Raw genomic sequence first — 25,473 nt, 5'->3', positions numbered from 1 at the left:
TTCACTTCGTTCCGGTGTCGTCGGCCTGCCGGAGTTTCATCGCGAGGACGGCCCCGATGTCCGACGACGGCACGGGCTGGAGCATGGTGTAGTGACTCGCGGCGATCTCGTACGACTCGACGTCGCCTTCGACGAAGGGCTGCCAGCTCTCCCGCGCGGCCGCCGCGGTCAGTTCCGCGGGCCGGTCCTCGGCCGCGATGAAGAGCAGCAGGTCGCCGTGGACGCGGCGTGGCGTGTGGTGCGGGGTGAGACGGCCGATGTTGTCGATCACTGCTTGCATGTTCGACCTCAGGCTTTCGTCCATGCCCTTGCCGACGTCCTGGCCCAGGGTCTGGCCGCGCTGCGTCCGCGTGGGGTGTTCGTCCTGGCCGGGTTCGTTCCGGCGGCCGAGGTCGGCCCCGCCGGAACCCTCGGGATAGCCGTCCATCACCGCGAGCAGGCGCACCTGTTCGCCCTGCTCCTCGAAGCGGGCGGCGACCGCGTGTGCGATCAGGCCGCCGAAGGACCAGCCGAGGAGGTGGTACGGGCCGGTGGGCTGGACGGTCCTGATCTGCTCGGCGTAGTCGGCCGCCATCTCCTCCACGCTCTGCGGCATGGGCTCCGGTTCCGCGAGCCCGCGCGCCTGCACGCCGTGGACGGGCAGGTCCTCGGGCAGGTGCCGCAGGAGGGCCGCGTACGCCCAGCTCAGTCCCGTACCGGTGTGGAAGCAGAAGAGCGGCGGGCGCGTACCCGTCGGGCGCAGCGGCAGCAGGACCTCCAGGTCGCCGTGGTCTCCGCCGGCGCGGCGGGCCGCCCTGACACCGTGCTTGGCGTCCTGGCTCCTGCCGCGCAGGGCGAGCAGGCCCGTGGCCGTCCGCTTCGCCCGCTCGCCGGTGTGCAGCATCCGCTCCCCCTCGGCCCCGAAGGGACAGGCGACGAACCGCTCGCCGGTCGGGCCCGGACCGTCCGCGTACCCCCGTGCCAGCGAGGACCCCGCGACGTACAGGTCGCCGGTGCCGCCCGGCGGGACGGGGCGCAGGAAGTCGTCCAGGACGTATGCCCGGGTGTGGGACACGGGACGTCCCGCCGGGGCCTGCTCGGGGAGGGGTTCGCCGGGCGCGGTCCTGTGATCGAGCCACGCGCCCGCGGTCTCCGCCGTGCCGTGGACGCTGACCAGCGCGGTCCGCGGATGGCGGGCCGGCCAGTCCCGCGTGTCCTCCACGGCTGTCGCCCCGGTGTCGTCGACGACCGTGACCGCGGCGAACGGCGGCTCTCCGGACGCCGCTTCGGGGATCGTCGGCAGCAGCTCGCGGGTGGTGACAAGGAGCTGCGCGCCGTCCGGGGCGGTGCTCGGCGTCGCCTCGTCGGCGCCCGTTCCCAGGCGGACACTGCCGCCCTCGCACAGGGCGGCGAGCAGTGGTGTCAGGAACGCGGTGACGGGCGCGCGTACGTCAAGGACGGTCACCCCGTCGCGCGTCGGCGAGACGCGCGTCCGGTGCGCGATCTGGTCGTGCAGCGTCCGGTGCTCGATGACCGCGCCCGCGACGGAACCGTCGGCTCCGCCGAGGGCCGTGGAGCCGAGGACGAGCGCGGCCTGGCCGGGCAGCGGCAGCCGGCGGTCCGCCCCGTCGGCGGCGTCCCCGCCGCCCGCCGCGGCCGCCTGTGGGCCGTCGACCAGCAGCATCGGTACCGTGATGCCGTCGGCGAGGAGCGGGGCCACGGCCATGTCGCAGACGAGGGCCGCGGGGGTGGCCCGGCGCAGGCACGAGGCGATGTCCTCCATGGGCCGGTTCGGGTCGGCGAACATGCAGGCGGCACCGGACCGGAGCACGCCGAGCAACCCGACGACGAGTCCGGCCGTGGGCGGCAGCGCCACGAGGACCACGTCCTCCGCGCCGACCCCCTGGGCGGCCAGGCGTTCGGCGAGCCGCTCGGCCGCGGCGTCCAGCGCGCCGTGGGTGAGCCGGCCGTGCCGGTCCGTGACGGCCACCGCGTCGGGGTGCAGCGCGGCCTGCTCGGCGAGGAGGGCGACGACGGTGGGGCCCGGTATGCCCGGTGCATCCGCCGCCGTGCCGTTCCACGCCTCCACCACTTGGTGGCGCTCGGCCGGGTCCAGGAGGATGTCCACCTGGCTCAGGCGCAGCCCCGGTTCGGCCGCGACCTGTTCGAGGACGCGGACGAGCCGCCGCGCGAGCGCGGTGACGGTGGACCGGTCGAACAGCTCGGCCGCGTAGCGGACGGTGCCGTCGACGCCGTTCGGGCGGCTCTCGACGCCGTACCGCTCGGTGAGGCTGATCGCCAGGTCCAGTTCGCCCACCGGTGTCCCGACGGGCAGGCGGGTGGTGCTGAGGCCCGGCAGGGCCGGTGACTCCCAGATCTCGGCGGCGTCGCCGTGCACTTCGAGCAGGACCTGGAACACGGGGTGCCACGTCGCGGTGGCCGGCAGTGAGAGGGCCTCCACGAGGCGTGCGAACGGCACGTCGGCGTTCTGCACCGCCCTTTGGTACGTATCCCGTGCCCGGCCGAGCAGTTCGCGGAACGTGGGGTCGCCGGAGGCGTCCGTCCGCAGGGCCATGGGGTCGGCGAAGGGACCCACCAGGCCGTCCAGGTCACCTTCCTCGTCGCGGAGCGGCAGCACCGTGCCGAGGGTGACGTCGGGCCCCGCCCCGAGCCCCGAGAGGAGCAGGGTGAGCGCGGCTTGCAGTGCCATGGAGACCGTCGCTCCCTCGCCCTCGGCCACCTCCTTCAGCCGGGCGTGCGTGTCACCGTCGAGGTGCACCGGCACGGAGTCGGTCCGGTGGGAGGCGACGGGCGGCCGCGGCCTGTCGGCCGGCAGCTCCAGCTCCGCGCCCACGCCCGCCAGTACCTTCTTCCAGTGGGCGAACTGCTCGCCGATCAGGCTGTCCGGGTCCCGCTCGTCCCGGAGCATCTCGCGCTCCCAGAGCGCGTAGTCGGCGAACTGGAGGGGCAGCGGGGCGCGTTCGGGGGCCCTGCCCTCACGGCGCGCTCCGTAGGCCGCCGCCAGGTCGCGGACCAGGATGGTCAGCGACGCGTCGTCCGTCGCGACGCGGTGCACCACGATCAGCAGGACGTGCTCGGTGTCCGAGAGCGCGAACAGGCGGCACGTCCAGGGCGTCTCCCGGGTGAGGTCGAACTCGTACCCGGCGTGGTCGGCCAGGAGATCCGGCAGTTCCTCCTCGGTCGCCGCTGTCACCGGCAGCGCGGGCCGGGCCGCGTCGGCGTCCAGGACGTGCTGGTACAGCTCGCCGCCCTCGGAGCAGGCGAAGGTCGTACGCAGCATGTCGTGCCGTGCGGCGACGTCGCCGAGAGCCGCCTCCAGTGCCTCGCGGTGCAGGGTGCCGCGCAGGCGCAACGCGACCGGGACCCGCCGGACCGCCGAGCCGGGGTTGTCCCGTTCGAGGCGCCAGGTCCGTGTCTGGCTCGCCGTGGCGGGGATCTCCTCGGGGTGGTCGACCGGCCGCAGCTCCGGAAGCTCCTTCGACGTCAGCAGCCTGGCGACGCCGAGGGGGGTGGAGGAGCCGAAGAAGCGCCGCATGCTCAGCTCGGTGCCGAACTCCTCGCGGATCCGCGCGGCGAGCCGCATCGCGAGGCCCGAGTCGCCGCCCAGGTCGAAGAAGTTGTCGTCGATGCCGACCCGTTCGAGGTCCAGGATCTCGGCGAACAGTGCGCAGAGGGTCGCCTGGGTCTCGTTCTCCGGTTCCCGCCCGGAGACCCGCCCCGCGAAGTCGGGGACGGGCAGCGCCCTGCGGTTCACCTTGCCGTTGCGCGTGAGCGGCAGCTTTTCGAGGACCACCACCGAGACAGGGACCATGTACGACGGCAGGGTGCGGCCGACGAACGCGCGGATCTCCTCGGTGTCCGGCTCCTCGGCGTCCTGGTCGGCGACGACGTAGCCGACCAGGCGCCGGTCCCCCGGCCGGTCCTCGCGCAGCACCACCACGGCCTGCCGCACCCGCGGGTGGGAGGAGAGAACGGCCTCGATCTCACCCGGCTCCACCCGGAATCCGCGGATCTTGACCTGTTCGTCCGCGCGCCCGACGAACAGCAGTTGTCCGTCGGTCGTCCAGCGGGCCAGGTCACCGGTCCGGTACATCCGTCCGCCGTCGCCGAACGGGCAGGCCACGAACCGTTCGGCGGTCAGGCCCGGGCGCCCGACGTAGCCGCGCGCCACGCCCGGCCCCGCGATGTACACCTCGCCGGTGACGCCCGGCGGCACCGGATGGAGGTAGCCGTCCAGGACGTAGGTCCCGATGTTGCCCAGCGGGCGGCCGATCGGCGGCGGGCCGTCGCTCGGCCTGATGTCCTCGTTCACGGGGCCCGCGGTGGCCATCACGGTCGCCTCGGTGGGGCCGTAGGTGTTCCAGACCCGCGCCTGCGGGGTCCAGCGGCCGGCCAGGTCGGCGGTCAGCAGCTCCGCGCCGAGGACCCAGTTGCCCACGCCGGGGACCGCGTCGGGGTCCAGCAGGTTCAGCAGCGACGGCACGACGCTCGCCGTGGTGACGCCCGAGGCCTGGATCATCTCGGCCAGCGCTCCCGGCTCGGCCCGCTCCTGCCCCGAGGCGACGACCAGCGTGCCGCCGCCCGCGAGGGTGACGGCCACGTCGAGGACCGCCGCGTCGAAGCTGAACGACGCGAACTGGAGGACCGCCACACCCTCGGCGACACCCAGCGCGGGCCGCATCGTCTCGGCCAGGTTCGCCACACCGCCATGCGCCACGGCGACACCCTTGGGGGTGCCCGTCGACCCCGATGTGTAGATCACGTAGGCCAGTTGACCGGGTGACACCGTCACGTCGAGCGGCTCGGCGGGCTCCGCCGCGATCGCCCGGCCGGTCTCCACCTGGTCGAGCAGTACCGCCCGGGCCGCTCCCATCGACAGGCCGTCCAGGGAGCCGCCGGACCCGAGCACCACCCGCGCGCCGCTGTCGGCGATCACATGGTCCAGCCGGTCCGCCGGGTACTCCGGGTCCAGCGGCACGAACGCGCCGCCCGCCTTCCACACCGCCAGCTCGGCGACGACCATGTCGATCCCGCGCGGCAGACACAGGCCCACCGTGGTCTCACGGCCGATGCCTCGACCCGCCAGGAAGCGGGCCAGTTGGTTCGCCCGCACCTCCAACTCGCCGTACGACACCGCGTCCTGGCCGCACCGCGCCGCCACCGCGTCCGGCGAGAGGCCCGCGCGCAGCTGGAACAGTTCCGGCACCAGCGCGTCCGGGACCGCCACCGCCGGAGCGTTCCACCGCTCGGTCACCAGCGACCGCTCGGCGGTGTCCGAGAGCTTGATCCGGCCCACGGTGAGGCCGGGGTCCGCCGCCATCTGCCGCAGGGCCCGCACGAGGCGGTCGAGCAGGGCGCGGGCGGCCGGTTCCTCGAAGACGTCCGTCCGGTAGGTGAGCCGCAGCCGCAGCCCGCCGAGCGGGTCCACGACGAGGCCGAGCGGGTAGTTGATCGACTCGCGCATGTCGGCCTCGGTGAAACTCAGGCCGGCCGGTGCGGCCTCCCGGGGGCCCTCACCGGGCTGTGCGGGAGCGTCCATGCCGGTGGGGAAGCTCTCGAACGCCATGAGGGAGTCGAAGGTCGCTCCCGGTCCCGCGATCCGCTGGATGTCCCCCAGGCTCAGGTACTGATGGTCCATCAGTACCGACTGCCTGGCCTGTACGTCGGTGAGGACCTCGGCGACGGTCCGCGCGGGCTCGCAGGCCACGCGGACGGGCACGGTGTTGATGAACAGGCCCAGCATGTCCTCCATGCCCGGCAGTTCGGCGGGCCGGCCCGCGACGGACGCACCGAACACCACGTCCTTGCGGCCCGCCAGCTGGCCGATGACCAGCGCCCACGCGGCCTGGACGACGGTGTTCAGCGTCACGTCGTGGGCGCGCGTCAGCTCGCCGAGCGCGGTGTTCAGCGCCTCGTCGGCGACGGTGAAGACCTCGCCCGACACGCCGGACGCCTCGACCGTCGCGCCCGGGGTCACGGGCACGACCAGCGTCGGCTCCTCGGCGCCGGACAGCTCCGCCGCCCACGCTTCCTGGGCCGCTTCCCTGTCCTGGCGGCCGAGCCAGGCCAGGAACTGCGAGTACGGCGTCACCGGGGGCAGGCCGTCGGCGCTGCCCCCCGCTTCGTAGCAGGCCCACAGCTCGCGCCGCAGCACCGGCAACGACCAGCCGTCGAGCACGATGTGATGGAGCGTCACCATCATGCGGTACCGCTCGTGGCCCGTCTTGACGAGCAGCACCTTCAGCAGGGGCGGCTTCTCCAGGTCGAAGCCCTTGTCCCGTTCTTCGTTCCCGATCCGGTCCGACTCCTCCCTGGCCGCGTCCTCGCCGAGTTCCGACAGGTCCTCCTCGCGCCACGGCAGGGCGACCCGGGGCATGACGATCTGGACGGCCTGCCCGGACCCCGCGACCTGCCGGAAGCCGACGCGCAGGCTCGCGTGCCGGTCGAGGACCGACTGCCAGGACGCCCTGAGGACGTCGGTGTCCAGCGGCCCTTCGAGGCCTACGATCATCTGCTCCACGTACACGTCGGGGCCCTCGTCCGCGAACATCGAGTGGAACAGCAGGCCCTCTTGCAGCGGGGAGAGCGGCCAGATGTCCGCGAGGCCCGGCGCCGCCTCCTCCAGCTTCTCGACCTGGGTCCGCGTCAGTGTGACCAGCGGGAAGTCCGAGGGGGTGTGGCCGCCCGCCGCGGGGTCCGCGGCGTGGGCGGCCAGGCCGGTGAGCATCGCCGCCCAGCCCTCGACCAGGGCGCGCGCCGCCTGCTCGTCGAGGAGGTGCTGCGGGCAGGCGAGGCTCAGGGTGAGGCGCGGCCCCCCGGGCAGGTCGTGGACGACGCCGGAGACCTCCAGGGGGTGGGCGACGGGGAGCTGTCCGCCTGCGGGATCGGGCGCCGTGTCCGGGCTCTCGTCCGCGGGGGCGCCGGGGACGCGGCCTAGGTAGGTGAACCCGATGCGGGCGGCGGGCAGGGCGGCGAGTTCCCGCGCGGTCTCGTCGTTGAGGTGGCGCAGCAGGCCGTAGCCGAGGCCGTCGCCGGGCGCCGCGCGCAGTTGTTCCTTGACGCGCTTCACGGCGTCGCCCGCCGACGGGCCACCGGACAGGATCTCGTCGAGGTCGGCGGCGCCCGCGTCGAGCCGTACGGGGTGTGTGCCGGTGAACCAGCCGACCGTCCGCGACAGGTCCATGCCGTCGGACAGCTCCACCCGGCCGTGGCCCTCCACGTCCACCAGGAAGCCGCCCTCGGGGTCGGCGCCGTCGCGCCACCGCGCGACCGCGGCGGCGAGTCCGGTCAGGAGGACGTCGTCGACACCCGCGTGGTAGGCGGCGGGCACGCCGGTCAGCAGGGCCGAGGTGACCTCGGCCGGTACGGTCACCGAGATCCGCCGCACCGTGGCGGCCACGTCGCGTGCCGGGTCCGCGGGCAGTGCGGTCAGCAGCGGGTCGGGGCCCTGGAGCAACTCCGCCCACCGCGGCAGTTCCGCGATCCGGTCCGCGCTCCGCGCCTGCTCGGCCAGGGCGCGCGCCCAGTGCCGGAACGACGTGGGGACCGGCTCCAGTTCCGGCTTGCGGCCTGCGGCGAGGGCCGCGCAGGCCTGCTCCAGGTCGGGCAGCAGGATCCGCCACGACACCGTGTCCATCACGAGGTGGTCGACGACCAGCAGCAGCCGCCCGGCGGTCTCGGGCCCGAGGTCGAACCAGACCACCTGCACCATGACACCGGAGCGCGGATCGAGCCGCGCCACCGCCGCCCGGCTCTCCTCGGCGATGGCCCGCGGCAGGTCGTCGGCCTCCACGGATTCCGCGTCGATCCGGCGTACCCACGATCCGGCCGGTGCGGTGCCCGGTCCTGACACCACGAGCCGCGGTTCCGGTTCCGTCCGGAGGCGGGCGCGCAGGATGTCGTGGTGGTCCACCACGGCGCGCACCGCGTCGGCCAGCGTCTCGTGGCTCAGCCCGGCCGGGGCCTCGACGACGGCGGACTGGACGACCCGGCCCACCTGGTCGGCGCCGACGCGGTCGAGCAGTTCGTGCATCACGGGGGTCAGGGGCACCTCGCCGGTCCCGGGGTCGCCGCCGCCGGCGGCCCCGCCGTCCACCGGTACGGCCACCAGCGCGAGGGCGGCCGGGGTGCGGTGCTCGAACACCTGGCGTGCGGTGATCGCGAGGCCCGCGCGGCGGGCCCCGGACACCAGCATCATCGACAGGATCGAGTCGCCGCCGAGGGCGAAGAACGAGTCGTCGGCGCCCACCCGTTCGACGCCGAGCGCCTCGGCGAACACGGCGCACAGGACCGCTTCGACGGGCGTCCGCGGATCCCGGCCGCCCTGTTCGGCGTGTTCGGGCGCGGGCAGGGCGGCCCGGTCGAGCTTGCCGTTCACGGTGAGCGGCAGCGCGTCGAGGACGACGACGGTCGCGGGAACCATGTAGTCGGGCAGACGCGCTCCGGCGAAGGTGCGCAGCGCTTCGGGGTCGATCGTGCCGTCGACGCCCTCGGCCTCGCTCGCGGTGTCGGTGGCGGGCACGACGTACGCGACGAGACGTTTGTCGCCCGGCAGGTCCTCGCGGGCGAGCACCGCCACCTGGCCCACCGCCGCGTGTCCGGCGAGCACCGCCTCTATCTCGCCGGGCTCCACGCGGAATCCGCGCAGTTTCACCTGCTCGTCCGCCCGCCCGGCGAACACCAGCCGGCCGTCCGCCGTCCAGCGGGCCAGGTCACCGGTCCGGTACATCCGCCCGCCCGCGCCGAAGGGGCAGGCCACGAAACGTTCCGCCGTCAGCTCGGGCCGCCCCGCGTAGCCCCGTGCCAGGCCGGGCCCCGCGACGTACAGCTCGCCGGTCACGCCGGGCGGCACCGGCCGCAGGAACCCGTCGAGCACGTACGTGCGCGTGTTGGCGAGCGGGCGCCCGATCGGCGGTGGTTCGTCGCCCGCGGTGATCCCGGCGTCGACCGGGCCGACCGTGGCCATCACGGTCGCCTCGGTGGGGCCGTACGTGTTCCACACGCGTGCCCGCGCGCTCCACCGGCCGGCGAGGTCGGCGGTCAGCAGTTCGCCGCCGAGCACCCAGTTGCGTACGCCGGGCACGTCGGCCGGGTCCAGGACGCGCAGCACCGAGGGCACGACGCTGGCCGACCCGACGCCCGTCTCGCGGATCATCCCGGTCAGCGCGTCCGGTTCGGTGCGCTCCTCGGCCGACGCGATGGCCAGGGTGGCCCCGGCGGCCAGGGTGACCGCGACGTCGAGGACGGATCCGTCGAAGCCGAACGACGCGAACTGCAACATGACCGTGCCCGCGTCGAGGTCGAGCGCCGGGCGCATCGCCTCCGCGAGGTTCGCCACGCCGTGGTGGGCGAGGGCCACGCCTTTCGGGCGTCCGGTCGACCCGGAGGTGTAGATGACGTAGGCGAGCTGGTCCGGCAGGAGGGTCACGCCGGGCGGTTCGGCGGACTCCGCGGCGATCGCCCGCGCGGTCTCCGGGTCGTCGAGTCGCACGACGCGTACGTCGCCGGCCGGCGGCTCGTCGGCGCGGCGTACGGCCGGCGGCTCACCGGTGCAGAGCACCATCCGGGCGCCGCTGTCGGCCACCATGAACGCGAGCCGGTCCGGCGGATACTCCGGGTCCAGCGGCACGAACGCGCCGCCCGCCTTCCACACCGCCAGCTCGGCGACGACCATGTCGACACCGCGCGGCAGACACAGACCCACCCTGGCCTCACGGCCCACGCCTCGACCCGTCAAAGAGCGGGCCAGCCGGTTCGCACGCGCCTCCAACTCCCCGTACGACACCACGTCCTGGCCACACCGCACCGCCACCACGTCCGGCGAAAGGCCCGCCCGCTCCTCGAACGCGGCCACCACGGTGCTCGTGAGCACCGGTCGCGCCGTGGCGTTCCACCTCTCGACCACCCGTGACCGCTCGGCCCCGTCGAGGACGTCGATGTCGCCGATCCGCGCGGAGGGGTCGGACGCCATCCGCTCCAGGACCCGTAGGAACCGCTGGACGATCGACTCCGCGGTGCCGCGGTCGAACAGGTCCGGCCGGTAGTCCAGCTTGAAGCGCATCCGGTCGCCGCCCGGGACCGCGACGAGCGTCAGCGGATAGTGCGAGGCGTCGCGCGAGGCCCCCGCCGGGCTGAGGGAGATGGTGTCGGGGCCGGGTGCGGGAGCGGCGGGCGGCAGCGGGTAGTTCTCGTACAGCACGAGGGTGTCGAAGACGGCCGCGGCGCCCGCGAGCTTCTGGACCTCCGCGAGCCCCACGTGCTGGTGCGGGATCAGCGCGGACTGGCGCTCCTGGAGCCGCGCCAGCATCTGGGCGACCTGCTGCCCGCCGTCGAGCGGCACACGCACCGGCAGGGTGTTGATGAAGAGGCCGACCATGGACTCCACGCCCGGCAGCTCGGCGGGCCGTCCTGCGACGGTAGCGCCGAACACCACGTCCGTGCGTCCCGCGAGGCGTGCCAGGACCAGCGCCCAGGCGCCCTGCACGACCGTGTTCAGCGTCAGGCCCTCGCCTCGTGCCAACTCGGTTAGGGCGGCGGTGAGTTCGGCGGGCGCCGAGGCGTGGACCTGCTCGGGCAGCACGGGGGCGCGGCCGGGGTCCGCCGGCGCGACGAGCGTCGGTCCTTCGATTCCGGACAGTTCCGCCCGCCACGCGGCCGACGCCGCCTCCTTGTCCTGGCGGCCCAGCCATGCCACGTATTCGCCGTAGGGCGCGATCCGCTTCAGCGCGGAGGTGGCGCCCCCGGCCGCGTACGTCGCATGCAGTTCGCCCAGCAGGATCGGCATCGACCAGCCGTCGAGGAGGATGTGATGCAGCGTCATGACCAGGCGGTGCCGGTTGTCATCGAGCCTGATCAGCAGGAGGCGCAGCAGCGGCGGGACCGCGAGGTCGAAGCGCTCCGCCCGCTGCCGTGCCGCGAGCCGGTCGATCTCCGCCAGGGCCTCGGCCTGCGCGAGCCCTCGGACGTCCGCCTCCTGCCAGGGCAGCACGACCTCGCGCGGGATGACCTGCACCATGTGCGCGCCGGTGACCGGCCGGAAGCAGGCCCGCAGCGCGGCATGCCGGCCCAGCAGGGCCTCCCACGACGCCCGCAGCCGATCCGTGTCCAGCGGACCGTTGACGTCCACCGCCGACTGCACGGTGTAGACGTCCGGGCCCTGCTCGTCGAAGGAGGCGTGGAAGAGCATCCCCTCCTGCAACGGCGACAGGGGCCACACGTCCTCGACGAGGGATCGGGGTCGGGGTCGGCTCATCGTGCTGTCTCCTCACAACGGCTGGTGCCTGACGGCACAACGGCTGGTGCCTGACGGCTCACAACGTCCGGTGCCTGTCGGCGTCCGGTGCCTGAAGGTGCTGCGGTCCTGCTATGACTGCTCGCCGGTGAATCCGGCTTCGAGTTCGTCGATCTGGTGTTGTGCGAGGTCGAGGAGGCGGAAGTCGGACGGGGTGTGCCCGCCCGCCGTGGGGTCGGTCGTGTGACCGGCGAGGCCGTCGAGCATCCTCAGCCAGGCGGTGCCGAGCCGTTGCGCGTCGGCCTCCTCCAGCAGCCGGCTCGCCCAGCTCAGCGTGATCGTCAGCTCGGGCCCGTCGGCGGTGTCCCGTACCACCGCGCCCGCGTCCACGACATGCGTGGCGGGCATGTCCAGGTCGACGGAACCGCCGATCGCGCTCTCACCGGCCAGGTGCCACGGCCCGACCGGACCCGTGCCGGTGCCGCCGTCCGCACCGCCGCCCGCCGCGAACCGGCCCAGGTAGTTGAAGCCGATCTGCGCGGCGGGCGCGGCCTTGAGGACCGGGCCCGTCACGGGGTTGAGATGACGCAGCAGCTCATGACCGAGGCCGTCTCCGGGCACCGCCCGCGCCTGTTCCTTGACGGCCTTCACCAAGCTACCGGCAGCCCTGCCGCCCGCCATAGCGTCGTCCAAGTGAGCAGTGTCCACCGCGAGGCGGACCGGGCGCACGCTGGTGAACCAGCCGACCGTGCGCAGCGGATCCGCGCCCTCCAGAGGCTCGCGGCCGTGCCCTTCGACGTCGACGAGGAGTCCCGCGGCGGTCTCCGGCCGCCAGTGACCGACCGCGCCCGCCAGCGCCGCGAGGAGGATGTCGTCGACTCCGCAGTGGAAGGCCGCCGGGGCCTTGCCCACCAGGGTGGCCGCCTGCTCGGGCGGCAGCGTCCAGGTCCGGTGCAGAAGAGTGCGTACGGTGTCCAGGGCCGGGTCCACGTCGCTTTGTCCGAGCGGGGGTTGCGGCTTGCCCAGCAGGGCGAGCCAGTCGTCCAGCTCGGCGGTCCGCCGCTCGCCGGACGCCTGTGCGGCGAGCAGCTCGGCCCAGCGCCGGAAGGACGTGCCGACCGGATCGAGTGCCGGTTCGCCTCCGGCGGCGGCCGCCTCGCAGGCCGCCCGCAGATCCGGCACGAGGACCCGCCAGGAGACCCCGTCCACCACCAGGTGGTGGACCACCAGGACGACGCGGCCCGTGCGGTCTTGCCCCGCGTCGGCCCAGACGGCCTGGACGAGGATCCCGGCGGCGGGGTCGAGGCGCTCCACGGCCTCGCGCGCCGCCCGGCCCGCGATCTCGTCCAGGGCGGCGTCGTCCCGCGCGCCCGTCGCGTCCACGCGTGCGACCAGGCCGGCGGCGTCCACCGACCCCCGCTCGCCGACGATCAGCTTCGGCTCGCCGGGGACCGTGCGCGCCCGCAGCATGTCGTGCGTGTCGAGCAGGGCGCCGAGGCCCGCCGTCAGCGTGTCCGTTCCCAGCCCGGCGGGTGCGCCGAGGACCGTCCACTGTGCGAAGCCGGGGCGTGCGGCCCGTTCGCCCAGTGCGCGCATCACCGGCGTCCAGGGCACCTCGCCGACGCCGGTGTCGTCGACGGCGGTGTCGGGTTCGGCGGCCTCCGCGACCTCCGCGAGGCGCTCGGGGGTCTTCTCCTCGAAGACCTGCCGTGACGTCAGCAGGAGCCCCGCCCGGCGCGCACGGGACGCCAGCTGCATCGACATGATCGAGTCACCGCCCAGCTCGAAGAAACTGTCGCCGACCCCGACCCGCTCCAGGCCGAGAACCTCGGCGAACAGGTCGCACAGGAGCCTCTCGGTCCCGTTGCGCGCCTGGCCGTCCGTGACGCGCTCGGCGAGGTCGGGTGCGGGCAGCGCGGCCCGGTCCACCTTGCCGTTGACGTTCAGCGGCAGCCGGTCCAGGGGGACGAACACCGTCGGCACCATGTACTCGGGCAGTCGCTCCCGTACGTACGCGGGCAGGTCGGCGACGTACGGGGGCAGTTCGGTGGCCCCCTCGGCGGTCGTCGCGTCGCCGCTGTGGCGGGCGGGGTCCGCGACGACGTACGCGACGAGGCGGTTGCCGTCGGTGTGGTCCCGGCGCGCGACGACGACGGCCTGTACGACGTGCGGGTGCGAGGTCAGGACCGTTTCGACCTCGCCGGGCTCGATCCGGTGTCCGCGGACCTTGAGCTGGTCGTCGGCGCGGCCCGTGAAGAGCAGTTCGCCCTCGCGCGTCCACCGCCCCACGTCGCCGGTGCGGTACATCCGCCCGCCCGCCGCGAACGGGCAGGCGACGAACCTCTGCGCCGAAAGACCCGCCCGCCCCAGATAGCCCCGGGCGAGCCCGGCGCCCGCGACGTACAGCTCACCGGGCACGCCGGGCGGCGCAGGCAGCAGGAACTCGTCGAGGACGAACACCTGCGCGTTCGCCATCGGTTGCCCCATGGGCACGACGTCGCGGCCCGGTGCCAGCGGCTCGCTCATGGCCGCGCAGACCGTCGTCTCGGTGGGGCCGTACGCGTTCACCATCCGCCGCCCCCGCGCCCATCGGTCGACAAGCCCGGGCGGGCACGCCTCGCCCGCCACGACCACGGTCTCCAGCGCCGGGGGCAGCCGCTCCTCGGCCGCGAGGACGCTCGGCGGCACGGTGACGTGGCTCGCCCGCGCCCGGCGCACGGCCTCGTCCAGGGACACCCGTGGCGGCAGTTCGTCCGGGGCGGCCACGACCAGTGACCCGCCCGACAGGAACGCCATACAGAGTTCGGAGACCGCCGCGTCGAAGCTCAGTGACGCGAACTGGAGCACGCGTGAGTCCGCCCGGACCCCGAAGCGGTCGATCTGCGCCCGCGCGAGGTTGCCGAGGCCCGCGTGGGTGACGACGACGCCCTTGGGTGTCCCCGTCGACCCGGATGTGTAGATGACGTAGGCGGCGTGGGAGGGCCGCAGGGGCGCCGTTCGCTCCTCGTCCCGCAGCGGGCCGCCCGCGCAGCGCCGCACCTCGCCCGCAACGCGCGGGTCGTCGGTCACCACGACGCGGCCGGTGAATCCGGCGGGCACCGCGCCCCGCGAACGCTCGGTGCACACCACCACAGCGGGCGCGGCGTCGGTCAGTACGTACGCGATGCGCTCCGCCGGATAGTCCGCGTCCACCGGAAGGAAGACACCTCCGGCCATCGACACGGCGAGGAGCGAGCGCACCGTGGTCGCCGACCGCTCCCCGACGACGGCCACCCGGCGCTCCGGACCGACCCCGGCCCGCGCCAGATACCGGGCGAGCCGTCCGGCCTCCTCCACCAACTCGCGGTACGACACCGACTGTTCGCCCTCGATCAGTGCCACCGCGTCGGGCGTGCGCTCCGCCTGTCGGGCGGTCAGCTCGGGCAGCGGCGCCGCACCGGCCGCCGGATCCCGCGTCCGGTTCCACTGCCGTACGACGAGGTCGCGTGCGGTGGCGGCCACGACGTCCACCCGTCCCACGGGCGCCGCCGGGTCCGCGACCAGCTGCTCCAGGATCCGCACCAGCGAGGCGACCATGTCCTCGGCGCGGGCCCGGTCGCACACGTCCGGCCGGAAGACGAAGTCGCCGTGCATGCGCTGCCCGGGCGAGACGACGAACGTCAGCGGGTAGTGGCCCATGTCCTGCGGGTCCCCGTCGGGGCGGATGCGCAAGGAGGCGGGGGCGTCCGTGGCGCCGGGCGGATGGGGGTAGCTCTCGTAGACGACGAGCGTGTCGAAGGTCGCGGCCGGGCCCGCCAGTTGACTGATCTCGGCGAGGCCCATGTGCTGATGGGCCATCAGGGCGACCTGCCGGTCCTGGAGTTCGGCGAGCATCTCGCGGACCGGCTGCCCGGCCACCAGCGGTACGCGCACGGGCACGGTGTTGATGAACAGGCCGATCGCCGACTCCGCGCCGGGCAGGTCCGCGGGCCGGCCCGCCACGGTCGCGCCGAACACCACGTCCGTGCGGCCCGTAAGCCGCGCGAGGAGCAGTGCCCAGGCGCCCTGCACCACTGTGTTCACGGTGAGGCCTTGCCTCAGGGCCAGCTCCGCGACACCCCGCGACACCTCGTCGGGAAACGCGAAACGGATCCGGTCCGGCACCATCGGCACCCGTACGGCTTCGACGGGCGCGACCAGCGTCGGCTCGCCGAGGCCCGCCAGCTCCGCCCGCCAGGCGTCCCGTGCCGCCTCCTTGTCCTGCCGGTCCAGCCACGCGAGGTAGTCCCGGTAGGACGTCACGGGCGGCAGGCCCCGTCCGTCGCCACCGGCGGCGTGCGCCTCGTACGCCGCGTGGAGGTCGTTGATCAGGACCGGCAGGGACCAGCCGTCCATCGTGATGTGGTGGCTGGTGAGGACCAGGCGGTGCCGGTCTTCGGCGAGGCGGATCAGGAGGAGCCGCAGCAGCGGGGCCCGTGTCACGTCGATCCGCCGCGCCCGCTCGCTCGTGGCCAGGCGCTCCGCCTCGGTGTCCGCATCGGCCTGGGCCAGACCGGACAAGTCGACTTCGCGCCACGGCAGTTCGACGTCCCGGGCGACGACCTGAACGGCCTCTCCCGACGCGAGGCGATGGAAGCTCGCGCGCAGGATCGGGTGCCTGCGCAGCACGGTCTCCCACGCGGCGCGCAGCCGGCTCGCGTCCAGCGGTCCGTGAAGGGCCAGGGCCCGCTGGCCTTCGTAGACGTCCGGCGCCTCCTCGTCGAAGGTGGCGTGGAAGAGCATGCCCTCCTGGAGAGGCGACAACGGCCATACGTCATCCAGCCCGGGGACTGCCGACTCCAGTGCTTCGACGCCGCCCTGCGTCAGGGCGTTCCGCGTCAGGGCGTTCCGCGTCAGGGTGTCCAGGAGGGGGAAGTCGCTGGGCGTGTGCCCACCCGCGCCGCTCTGCTCGGTGTGCGCGGCGAGACCGCCGAGCATCGCCACCCAGGCCCTGCCGAGCCGCTCGGCCTCGGCCTCCGTCACCAGCAGGCCTGGCCGGGTCAGGGTGAGTGTCAGCTCGGGCCCCTCAGGGGTGTCCCGCACGGCTGCCCCCGCCTCCAGGACGTGGGTGGCCGGCATGTCGGGGTCGACGGAGCCTCCGATCGCGGTCTCTCCGGCGGGCTGCCAGGGGGCCGGCGCGCCGGGGGTGGCGGGGTCGGTGGTGGCGGTGGTGGCGGGATCGGTGGTGGCGGTGGTGAAGCGGCCGAGGTAGTTGAAGCCGATCTGCGGGGTCGGGGCGGCTGCCAGGGCGGGGGCGGTCTCGGGGTTGAGGTGACGCAGGAGTGCGTGGCCGAGGCCGTCGCCGGGCACCGCGCGCGCCTGCTCCTTGACCGCCTTCAGGAGTGCACCTGCGGCGGTTCCGCCCGCCTGGGCCTGGACCGGGTCCAGGCCTGCGGTGCCCAGCCGCACCGGGTGCGCGCTGGTGAACCAGCCGACCGTACGCGACAGGTCCACGCCATCGTCCAGCGACTCGCGACCATGCCCTTCGATGTCCACCAGGACGCCCGCTGCGGTGTCCGGCCGCCACTGCGCGAGCGCGCCTGCCAGGGTCGCGAGGAGTACCTCGTCGACTCCGCAGTGGAAGGCGGCCGTGGTACGGCCCAGCAGCGTGGCGGCCTGCTCCGGCGGCACCACCCAGGACGTGCGGCGCAAGGTCCGCGCGGTGTCCCGTCCGGGGTCCAGCTCCCGACTACCCAAGGGAGGTTGCTGCTCGCCCAGAAGGGCCAGCCAGTCATTCAGCTCGGCGACCCGCCGCTCGTCGACGGCCTCTGCCGCCAGCAGTTCCGCCCAGCGCCGGAACGACGTGCCCACCGGGGCGGGCCGAGGCTCGTTTCCTGCCGCCGCCGCCTCGCACGCGGCCCGCAGATCCGGCACGAGGACCCGCCAGGACACCACATCCGCCACCAAGTGGTGCGCCACCACGACGAGTCGACCGTCATGGTCCGGCCCGGCATCCATCCATACCGCCCGCACCATCACGCCCGACGCCGGGTCGAGATGCCCGACGGCCTCCCCTGCCGTCCGCTCCGCGACCTCGCCGATCTCTGCGGCGGCGGCCGGGACACGGGACACCAGTGCCGACGCGTCGACCGTGCCCGGCTCACCGACGATCAGCTTCGGCTCGCCGGGGACCGTGCGCGCCCGCAGCATGTCGTGCGCGTCCAGCAGGGCGCCGAGGCCGGTGGTCAGTACGTCGAGGCCCAGTCCGGCCGGGGCACCGAGGATCACCCACTGCGCGAAGCCTGCGTCGGCGGCTCGGTCGCCGAACGCCCGCATCACCGGCGTCCAGGGCACCTCGCCCACCCCCACGTCGACGGTCGCGGCCTCCTGCCCCGCCACCGCCACGACCATGGCCAGCCGTTCCGGGGTCTTCTCCTCGAAGACCTGCCGGGGCGTCACGACCAGGCCCGCCTCCCGCGCCCGGGAGGCGAGCTGCATGGAGCTGATCGAGTCGCCGCCCAGCTCGAAGAAGCCGTCCTCGGCCCCGACCCGTTCCAGGCCCAGCACCTCGGCGAACAGTCGGCACAGGGTGCGTTCGGTAGCGGTGCGCGGCTCGCGTCCGGCCACCTTGGCGGCGAAGGCCGGTGCGGGCAGGGCCGCGCGGTCGAGCTTGCCGTTGACGGTCAGGGGCAGGGCGTCCAGGACGACGATCGCCGCAGGGACCATGTACTCGGGCAGCCGGTCGGCCACGTAGGCACGCAGTTCCCGCGCGTCCAGGCCCGGCACCTTCGCGGCCACACCCGGCACCTCCGCATCCAGGCCCGGCACCTTCGTACCCACCCCCGCCGTCTCCGCGACCACGCCCGCCGCCTCGGCGACCACGTACGCGACGAGCCGCCGCTCCCCCGGCCCGTCCTGACGGGCCACCACGACCGCTCGGCCGACCGCCTCGTGCCCGGCGAGGACCGTCTCGATCTCACCCAGCTCCACCCGGAACCCACGGACCTTCACCTGGTCGTCAGCACGCCCCACGAACAGCAACTCGCCCTCAGCCGTCCATTGGGCCAGGTCGCCCGTCCGGTACATCCGGTCCGCGTCACCCGGCCCCCGGAAGGGGTTGGCGACGAACCGCTGGGCGGTCGGGCCCGGCCGGTGGAGGTAGCCGCACGCCAAGCCCGGTCCCACGACGTACAGTTCACCGACGGTTCCCGGCGCGACGGGTTTCAGGAAGTCGTCGAGGACGTAGGTCCGGGTGTTGACGAGCGGGCGGCCGACCGGCACCGGGCCCTCCCCCGTCGTGTGCAGCGGCTCGCTCATCGCGGCGCAGACGGTCACCTCCGTGGGGCCGTACGCGTTGACGAGGCGCCGCTCCGACCAGCGCTCGGCCAGCCATGGCGGACACTCCTCGCCCGCGACGATCAGGGTCTCCACGGTGTCCGGCAGCGCGTCCACCGTCGCGAGGACCGACGGCGGGACCGTCATGTGCGTCACCCCGAACTCGGCGGCGACGTCCGCGAGTACGCCGTGCGGCGGTAGCCGGTCCGCGTCGGCCACGACGAGCGCCGCCCCCGACAGGAGCGCCATGCACAGCTCGGAGACGGCGGCGTCGAAGCTCCACGAGGCCAGTTGCAGGACGCGTGAGTCCGGGCGTACGGCGAACCGCTCGATCTGACCTGCGGCCAGGTTGCCGAGGCCGCCGTGGGTGACAACGACACCCTTCGGTGTCCCGGTCGATCCGGAGGTGTAGATCACGTACGCGGGATCCGTCGCGCGGCTCGTGCCGTCCTCGGCACGGTGTGTCGGGCCGGTCGGCGCGGGTGTCCCGAGCGCCCCGGGCGTGTCGGGCCTGTCGGACGTGTCGTGGACCCACCTCGGCACGCCCGCCGGAAGCACCGCCTCGGTCGTGGCCGTGCACACCACGAGGGCCGGGTCGGCGTCGGCCAGCACGCGCGCGATGCGCTCCTCGGGGTACGCCGGGTCGACCGGCACGAATGCCGCGCCGGCTCGGGCCACGCCCAACAGGACCGCGACCACGTCGGCCGAGCGTTCCATCACGACGCCGACCAGGTCACCGCGGCGCACTCCGCGCGCCCGCACCTCGTGCGAGACGTGGTCGGCGGCCCGTGCGAGCTGCGCGTAGGTCCACCGCCGGTCCGCCGCGATGACGGCCGGCGCGTCGGGGGAGCGGCGCGCCTGCGCCTCGAACATTTCCCCCAGGGTCCCGGTGGGAACGGGCCGGTCGGTGGCGTTCCACCGTTCGAGGACCATGGTGCGCTCGGTCGACTCCAGGACGTCGACGTCTCCGACCCGGAGCGCCGGATCGGCCGCGATCCGGTCGAGGACGCGCGCCAGCTGCCTGCCCACGTGCAGGGCCCGCCGCCCGTCGAGGACGTCCGGCCGGTAGGTGAGGCGGACTCCCAGGCGGTCGTCCGGGACGACGCCGACGGCCAGCGGATAGTGGGTTCCCAGGCGGCTGTCGACCTGGGTGAGCGCGACGCGTCCGTCGTCCCGGTCGGGGCCCGGGGCGGGAAGCAGGGGTGTGTTCCGGGGGTAGTTCTCGAACATGAGCATGGTGTCGAAGGTCGCGCCCGCTCCGCAGGCCGCCTGGATCTCCGTCAGACCGATGTGCTGATGCGCCATCAATGCCGTTTGCTGCTCCTGGAGTTGGGCGAGCATGGCGAGCACCGGCTGCCGGGCGTCGAGCGGTACGCGCACCGGCAGCGTGTTGATGAACAGGCCGACCATCGTCTCGGCGCCGGGGATCTCCGGGGGCCGTCCGGCCACGGTGGTGCCGAACACCACGTCCGTACGCCGGGCGAGGCGGGCGAGGACCATCGCCCACGCGCCCTGCACGACGGTGTTCACGGTCAGGCCCTGGGCGCGGGCCAGTTCGGTGAGGGCGCGCGTCGTGCTCCGGGAGAGGCGCAGGGAGCGTTCCTCGGGCAGGACGGGCACCCCGCCCAGATCCGTGGGGGCCAAGAGGGTCGGCTCGTCGGCTCCGGCCAGCTCGGCCTGCCAGGCCCGCCGCGCGGTTTCCTTGTCCTGCCGGTGCAGCCATGCGAGGTAGTCCCCGTACGAAGCGGTCCGCGCGGGGGCGGCCTCGTCGGCCGCGCTGGCCTCGGATTCCGCCGTATAGGCCTGGGAGCCCGCCGCGTAGGTCTTGGAGACCTCGTTCAGCAGGAGCGGTGTCGACCAGCCGTCGGCCACGATGTGGTGGCTGGTGACGACCAGGTGGTGCCGGTCCTCGCCGAGACGGATGAGGAGCAGCCGCAGGAGCGGCGGCACCGCCAGGTCGAGACGCTCGGCCGCGTCGCGCGCGGCGAGCCGTCGCGCCTCGGCGAGAGCCTCGTCCGCCGGGCGGTCAGAGACGTCGGCCTCGCGCCAGGGCGGTTCGACGTCCCGCGCCACGACCTGCACGGCCTCGCCGGTGGGCAGCCGGTGGAAGCTCGCCCGCAGTGCGTCGTGCCGCGCTACCAGGTCCTGCCACGACGCGCGCAGCCTCTCCGTGTCCAGCGGTCCGTCCACGGCGAGTACACGCTGACTCTGGTACGCGTCGGGGCCCTCGCCGTCGAAGGTGGCGTGGAAGAGCATCCCTTCCTGGAGGGGGGACAACGGCCATACGTCGGCCAGTTCCGGTACCGCCGACTCCAGCCGCTCGACGCCGGCCTGGGTCAGGGTGTCCAGGAGGGGGAAGTCGCAGGGCGTGTGTCCGCCGGCGCCGTGTTCCTCGGTGTGCGCGGCGAGGCCGCCGAGCATCGCGACCCAGGTCAGGCCGAGGCGCTCGGCGTCGGCTTTGTCCATCAGCTCGCCGGGCCAGCTCAGCCTGATCTCCAACGCGGTTCCGTCGATGGTGTCTTGGACGGAGACGTTGGCTTCCAGAGTGTGCGGGAGGGGCATGTCGAGGTCGACGGAGCCACCGATGGGGGTGGTGCCGGCCTGTTGCCAAGGGGTGGGCGCGCCGGTGGTGGTGTCGGTGGTGAAGCGGCCGAGGTAGTTGAAGCCGATCTCCGGGGCCGGGGCGGCTGCGAGGGCGGGGGCTGTCTCGGGGTTGAGGTGACGCAGGAGGGCGTGGCCGAGGCCGTCGCCGGGCACCGCGCGCGCCTGCTCCTTGACCGCCTTCAGAAGTGCACCGGCGGCGGGACCGCCTGCCCTGACCTGGGCGAGATCCACTCCTGCGGTGCCCAATCGCACGGGGTGCGCGCTGGTGAACCAGCCGACCGTACGCGACAGGTCCACGCCATCATCCAGCGACTCGCGACCATGCCCCTCGACATCGACCAGTACATCGGTGTCGCCGTCGCCACGCCAGTACGCGACCGCACCGGCCAGAGCCGCGAGCAGGACATCATCGATGCCGCAGTGATAGGCGTTCGGCGTGCGGCCCACGAGCGTAGCCGCCTGTTCCGGGGGGACGACCCACGTCCGCTGTCGCAGGGTGTGCGCGGTGTCGATGTCGCGGTCCAACGCCCGGCTGCCCAACGGGGTTTGGCTGTCGCCGAGAAGCGTCAGCCAGTCATCCAGCTCGGCCACCCGCCGCTCGCCGGTCGCCTCCGCCGCCAGCCGCTCCGCCCAGCGGCGGAACGAGGTCCCCACCGGGTCCAGGTGCGGCACACGCCCGTCGATGGCCGCCTCGCAGGCGGCGCGCAGGTCCGGCACAAGGATCCGCCAGGCCACCCCGTCGACCACCAAGTGATGGGCCACGAACACCAGTCGGCCGACTCGTCCCGGTCCGGCGTCCACCCACACCGCCTGGGTCATCACCCCGGCGGCCGGATCGAGGCGCTGCACGGCCTTCCGTGCTGCCTGTTCCGCGATCCTGTCCAGGGCGTCGTCCGCAGCGTGCACGGCGTCCACGTACGCGACCAGGTTCCCTGCATCGACCGATCCCCGCTCGCCGACGATCAGCTTCGGTTCGCCGGGGACCGTGCGGGCCCGCAACATGTCATGCGCGTCCAGCAGGGCGCCGAGGCCGGTGGTCAGTGCGTCGAGGCCCAGCCCGGCCGGGGCACCGAGGATCACCCACTGCGCGAAGTCGGGCTGCGCCGCCCGCTCGCCCAGCGCCCGCATGACCGGCGTCCAGGGCGCCTCGCCGACGCCCACGTCGTGCGTGGCGGCCGCCTTCCCAGCGGCTTCCTCCAGTGTCTCCGCCACCGTGGCGAGCCGCTCGGGTGTCTTCTCCTCGAACACCTGCCGAGGCGTCACGACAAGCCCGGAACGGCGTGCCCGGGAGGCGAGTTGCATGGAGCTGATGGAGTCGCCGCCCAGTTCGAAGAAGCCGTCCTCGACACCTACGCGGTCGAGCCCCAGAACCTCGGCGAACAGTCGGCTCAGTGTGCGCTCGGTCTCGGTGCGCGGCCCACGCCCGGTCACCCGGGCTGCGAAGTCCGGTGCGGGCAGGGCGGCCCGGTCCACCTTGCCGTTGACCGTCAGCGGCAGAGCATCCAGGACCACAATCGCCGCAGGAACCATATACGCGGGCAGCCGATCAGACACGTACGTACGCAGAACCCGCGCGTCGATACCCGGCCCGTCCGCAGTCACGTATCCGGTCAACCGCTTGTCACCAGGCCCGTCCTGACAGGCCACCACCACGGCCTGCCCCAACGCCTCGTGGCCGGCCAGAACCGCCTCGACCTCACCCAGCTCCACCCGGAACCCACGGACCTTCACCTGCTCGTCCGCACGCCCCACGAACAACAACTCACCCCCGGACGACCACCGGACCAGATCCCCCGTCCGGTACATCCGCCGCCCACCCTCACCGAACGGACACGCCACGAAGCGTTCCGCCGTCAGGCCCGAGCGCCCGCAGTAGCCACGTGCGAGCCCGGCAGCGGCGACGTACAACTCCCCCGCCACGCCCGGTGGGACCGGCTGCAAGAACGCGTCAAGGACGTACACCTGCCGGTTCGCCAGCGGCCGGCCGATCGGCAGCACCGAGCCACCCCTCACACCCACCGGCAGCACATGCCACGTCGCACACAACGTGACCTCGGTCGGGCCGTACAAGTGCCTAACCTGGACCCCGGGACACACCTCACGCACCCGCGCCACCGACCCCGCAGGCACCACATCCCCACCGGTCAGCACCTCACGCAACCCCGCGAAACACTCCGCAGACTCCTCCGCGAGCACACGGAACAAACCAGCCGTCACATGCAGCGCTGTGACACCCTCCGCCACCGCCTCCCGCACCCGCCCCGCATCCACCGCACCCGGCCCGGCCACCACCACCCGGCCACCCGCCACCAACGGCACCCACACCTCGAACAACGAGATGTCAAAGGCATGCGGCGCATGCATCAACACCGCATCGTCGGCACCAATCGACCACCCACTGTCCCCCGCCAGCGCGGCCACACTCCCGTGCGGCACCGCCACACCCTTCGGCACCCCCGTCGACCCGGACGTATACATCACATACGCCAAGTCCTCCGCACCCACGCGACTTCCTGTCGCCATGGGCCGGCAGCGGGCGACCGCCGCCGCCACCTCGGCGTCATCGAAAACCACCGGCGGGACGTCTACGTCCTCGGGCAGCAGCCCCTGCGTCTCCCGGGTGCACACCACCGCCGCCGGGGCGGAATCGGTCAGCACGTACGTGATGCGTTCCGCCGGGTACTCCGGGTCGACCGGAACGTAGGCGGCTCCCGCCTGCCACACCCCCAACAGCGCCACCAGGAGATCGACCGACCGCTCCATCACCACCGCGACCCGATCACCCCGACCCACCCCCAGACCAACCAAATACCCGGCCAGGCACCCAGCTGCCTCGCTCAACTCCTCGTACGAGAGAGCATGTTCGCCATCGATCACCGCCTCCGCGCCTGGAGACCGTTCCACCTGACGGGCAAACAGTTCCGGCACCGACACACCCGGCACCCGCGCCCGCGTCGCATTCCAGGCCTCCACCACCAACGCGCGCTCCACCACACCCGCGACATCCACCCGCCCCACCAACATCGCCGGATCCGCCACCAGTTGTTCGAGCACCCGCACCAGGCGCCCGATGACCGATTGCGCCGCGGTGTGGTCGAACAGATCCGGGCGGTGGTCGAGTTTGACGGCCATCCGGTCGCTCTCGGGAGCCACGACCAGCGTGAGCGGGTAGTGGGCTGCCTCCCGCTCGCCGAGCGGACGCATGGTGAAGGCGTCGGGGGCGGGCTCTTCTTGGGGAGGGCGGGGGTAGTTCTCGAACACGACGATCGTGTCGAAGACCGCGCCGGGGCCGGCCAGCTTCTGGATCTCGGAGAGACCGAGGTGCTGATGCGCCATAAGCGCCGCCTGGCGTTCCTGGAGCCGCGCCAGCATCTCGGCCACCGGCTGACCGCCGTCGAGGCGTACCCGTACGGGCAGGGTGTTGATGAAGAGGCCCACCATGGACTCGACGCCCGGCAGTTCCGCGGGGCGGCCCGCCACGGTCGCGCCGAACACCACGTCCGTACGTCCGGCGAGGCGTGCCAGGAGCAGCGCCCACGCGCCCTGGATCACGGTGTTCACCGTGAGATCGTGGGCTCGCGCCAACTGCACGATGCCGTGCGTGAGTTCTGGGGACAGTCGGGTGACGAGGCTTGCGGGTGCGACGGGTGTCCGGGCGGGGTCGGCCGGGCCGACGAGGGTCGGCTCGTCGGAGCCCGCCAGCTCCGCCCGCCAGGCGTTCCGCGCCGACTCCTTGTCCTGGCGGGCCAGCCATGCGAGGTATTCGCGGTACGACGTCGTCCTGGGGAGGCCGTGCGTCTCGCCGCCCGCCGCGTACACGGCCGGCAACTCGTTGAACAGGACCGCCATGGACCAGCCGTCCATGACGACATGGTGGCTGGTGAGGACCAGCCGGTGCCTCTCGTCGCCGAGCCGGATCAGCAGGAGCCGCAGCAGTGGTGCGACCGCCGGGTCGAAGCGCCGCGCGCGCTCGCGCGCGGCCAGCCGGTCGGCCTCGGAGGCGGCATCGGCCTCTGCGAGTTCCGAGACGTCCTCCGTACGCCATGGCAGTACCGCCTCGCGGGCGATGACCTGCACCGCCTCTCCGGACTTACGGCCTCGGAAGCTCGCCCTCAGCGCGCCGTGCCGGTCCAGGAGCGCCTGCCACGACCTGTGCAATCGGTTGACGTCCAGCGGTCCGGACAGCTCCAGCGTCCGCTGCCCCTGGTAGACGTCCGGACCCTCGCCGTCGAAGGCGGCGTGGAAGAGCAGCCCCGCCTGCAACGGAGACAGCGGCCAGACGTCCTCGACAAGGGATCGGGTCATCGTTCTGTCTCCTCACAGCGGCGGGATGCCGGGTCGGTCAC

Annotated in this window: 2 protein-coding genes; both read right to left on the bottom strand. The window is 73.5% G+C overall.

What is annotated here, in order from left to right; genetic code table 11:
- Position 1: 1 nt before the first annotated feature.
- Entirely contained in the window at positions 2-11,251 is an 11,250-nt protein-coding gene (locus CP975_RS36055) for an amino acid adenylation domain-containing protein (protein ID WP_246201698.1), read from the bottom strand.
- A gap of 111 nt (positions 11,252-11,362) precedes the next feature.
- Complete coding sequence (locus tag CP975_RS31990) at positions 11,363-25,432, bottom strand: non-ribosomal peptide synthetase (RefSeq protein WP_150477627.1); 14,070 nt, start codon at positions 25,430-25,432, stop codon at positions 11,363-11,365.
- Positions 25,433-25,473 lie beyond the last annotated feature (41 nt).

The sequence above is a fragment of the Streptomyces alboniger genome (assembly GCF_008704395.1).
In the GTDB taxonomy this organism is placed as follows: domain Bacteria; phylum Actinomycetota; class Actinomycetes; order Streptomycetales; family Streptomycetaceae; genus Streptomyces; species Streptomyces alboniger.
This window is presented reverse-complemented; position numbering and strand designations above follow the sequence as displayed.

Coding starts and splice junctions, on each gene's coding strand:
- CP975_RS36055 (WP_246201698.1), bottom strand. CDS start 11,251: ATGAGCCGACCCCGACCCCGATCCCTCGTCGAGGACGTGTGGCCCCTG.
- CP975_RS31990 (WP_150477627.1), bottom strand. CDS start 25,432: ATGACCCGATCCCTTGTCGAGGACGTCTGGCCGCTGTCTCCGTTGCAG.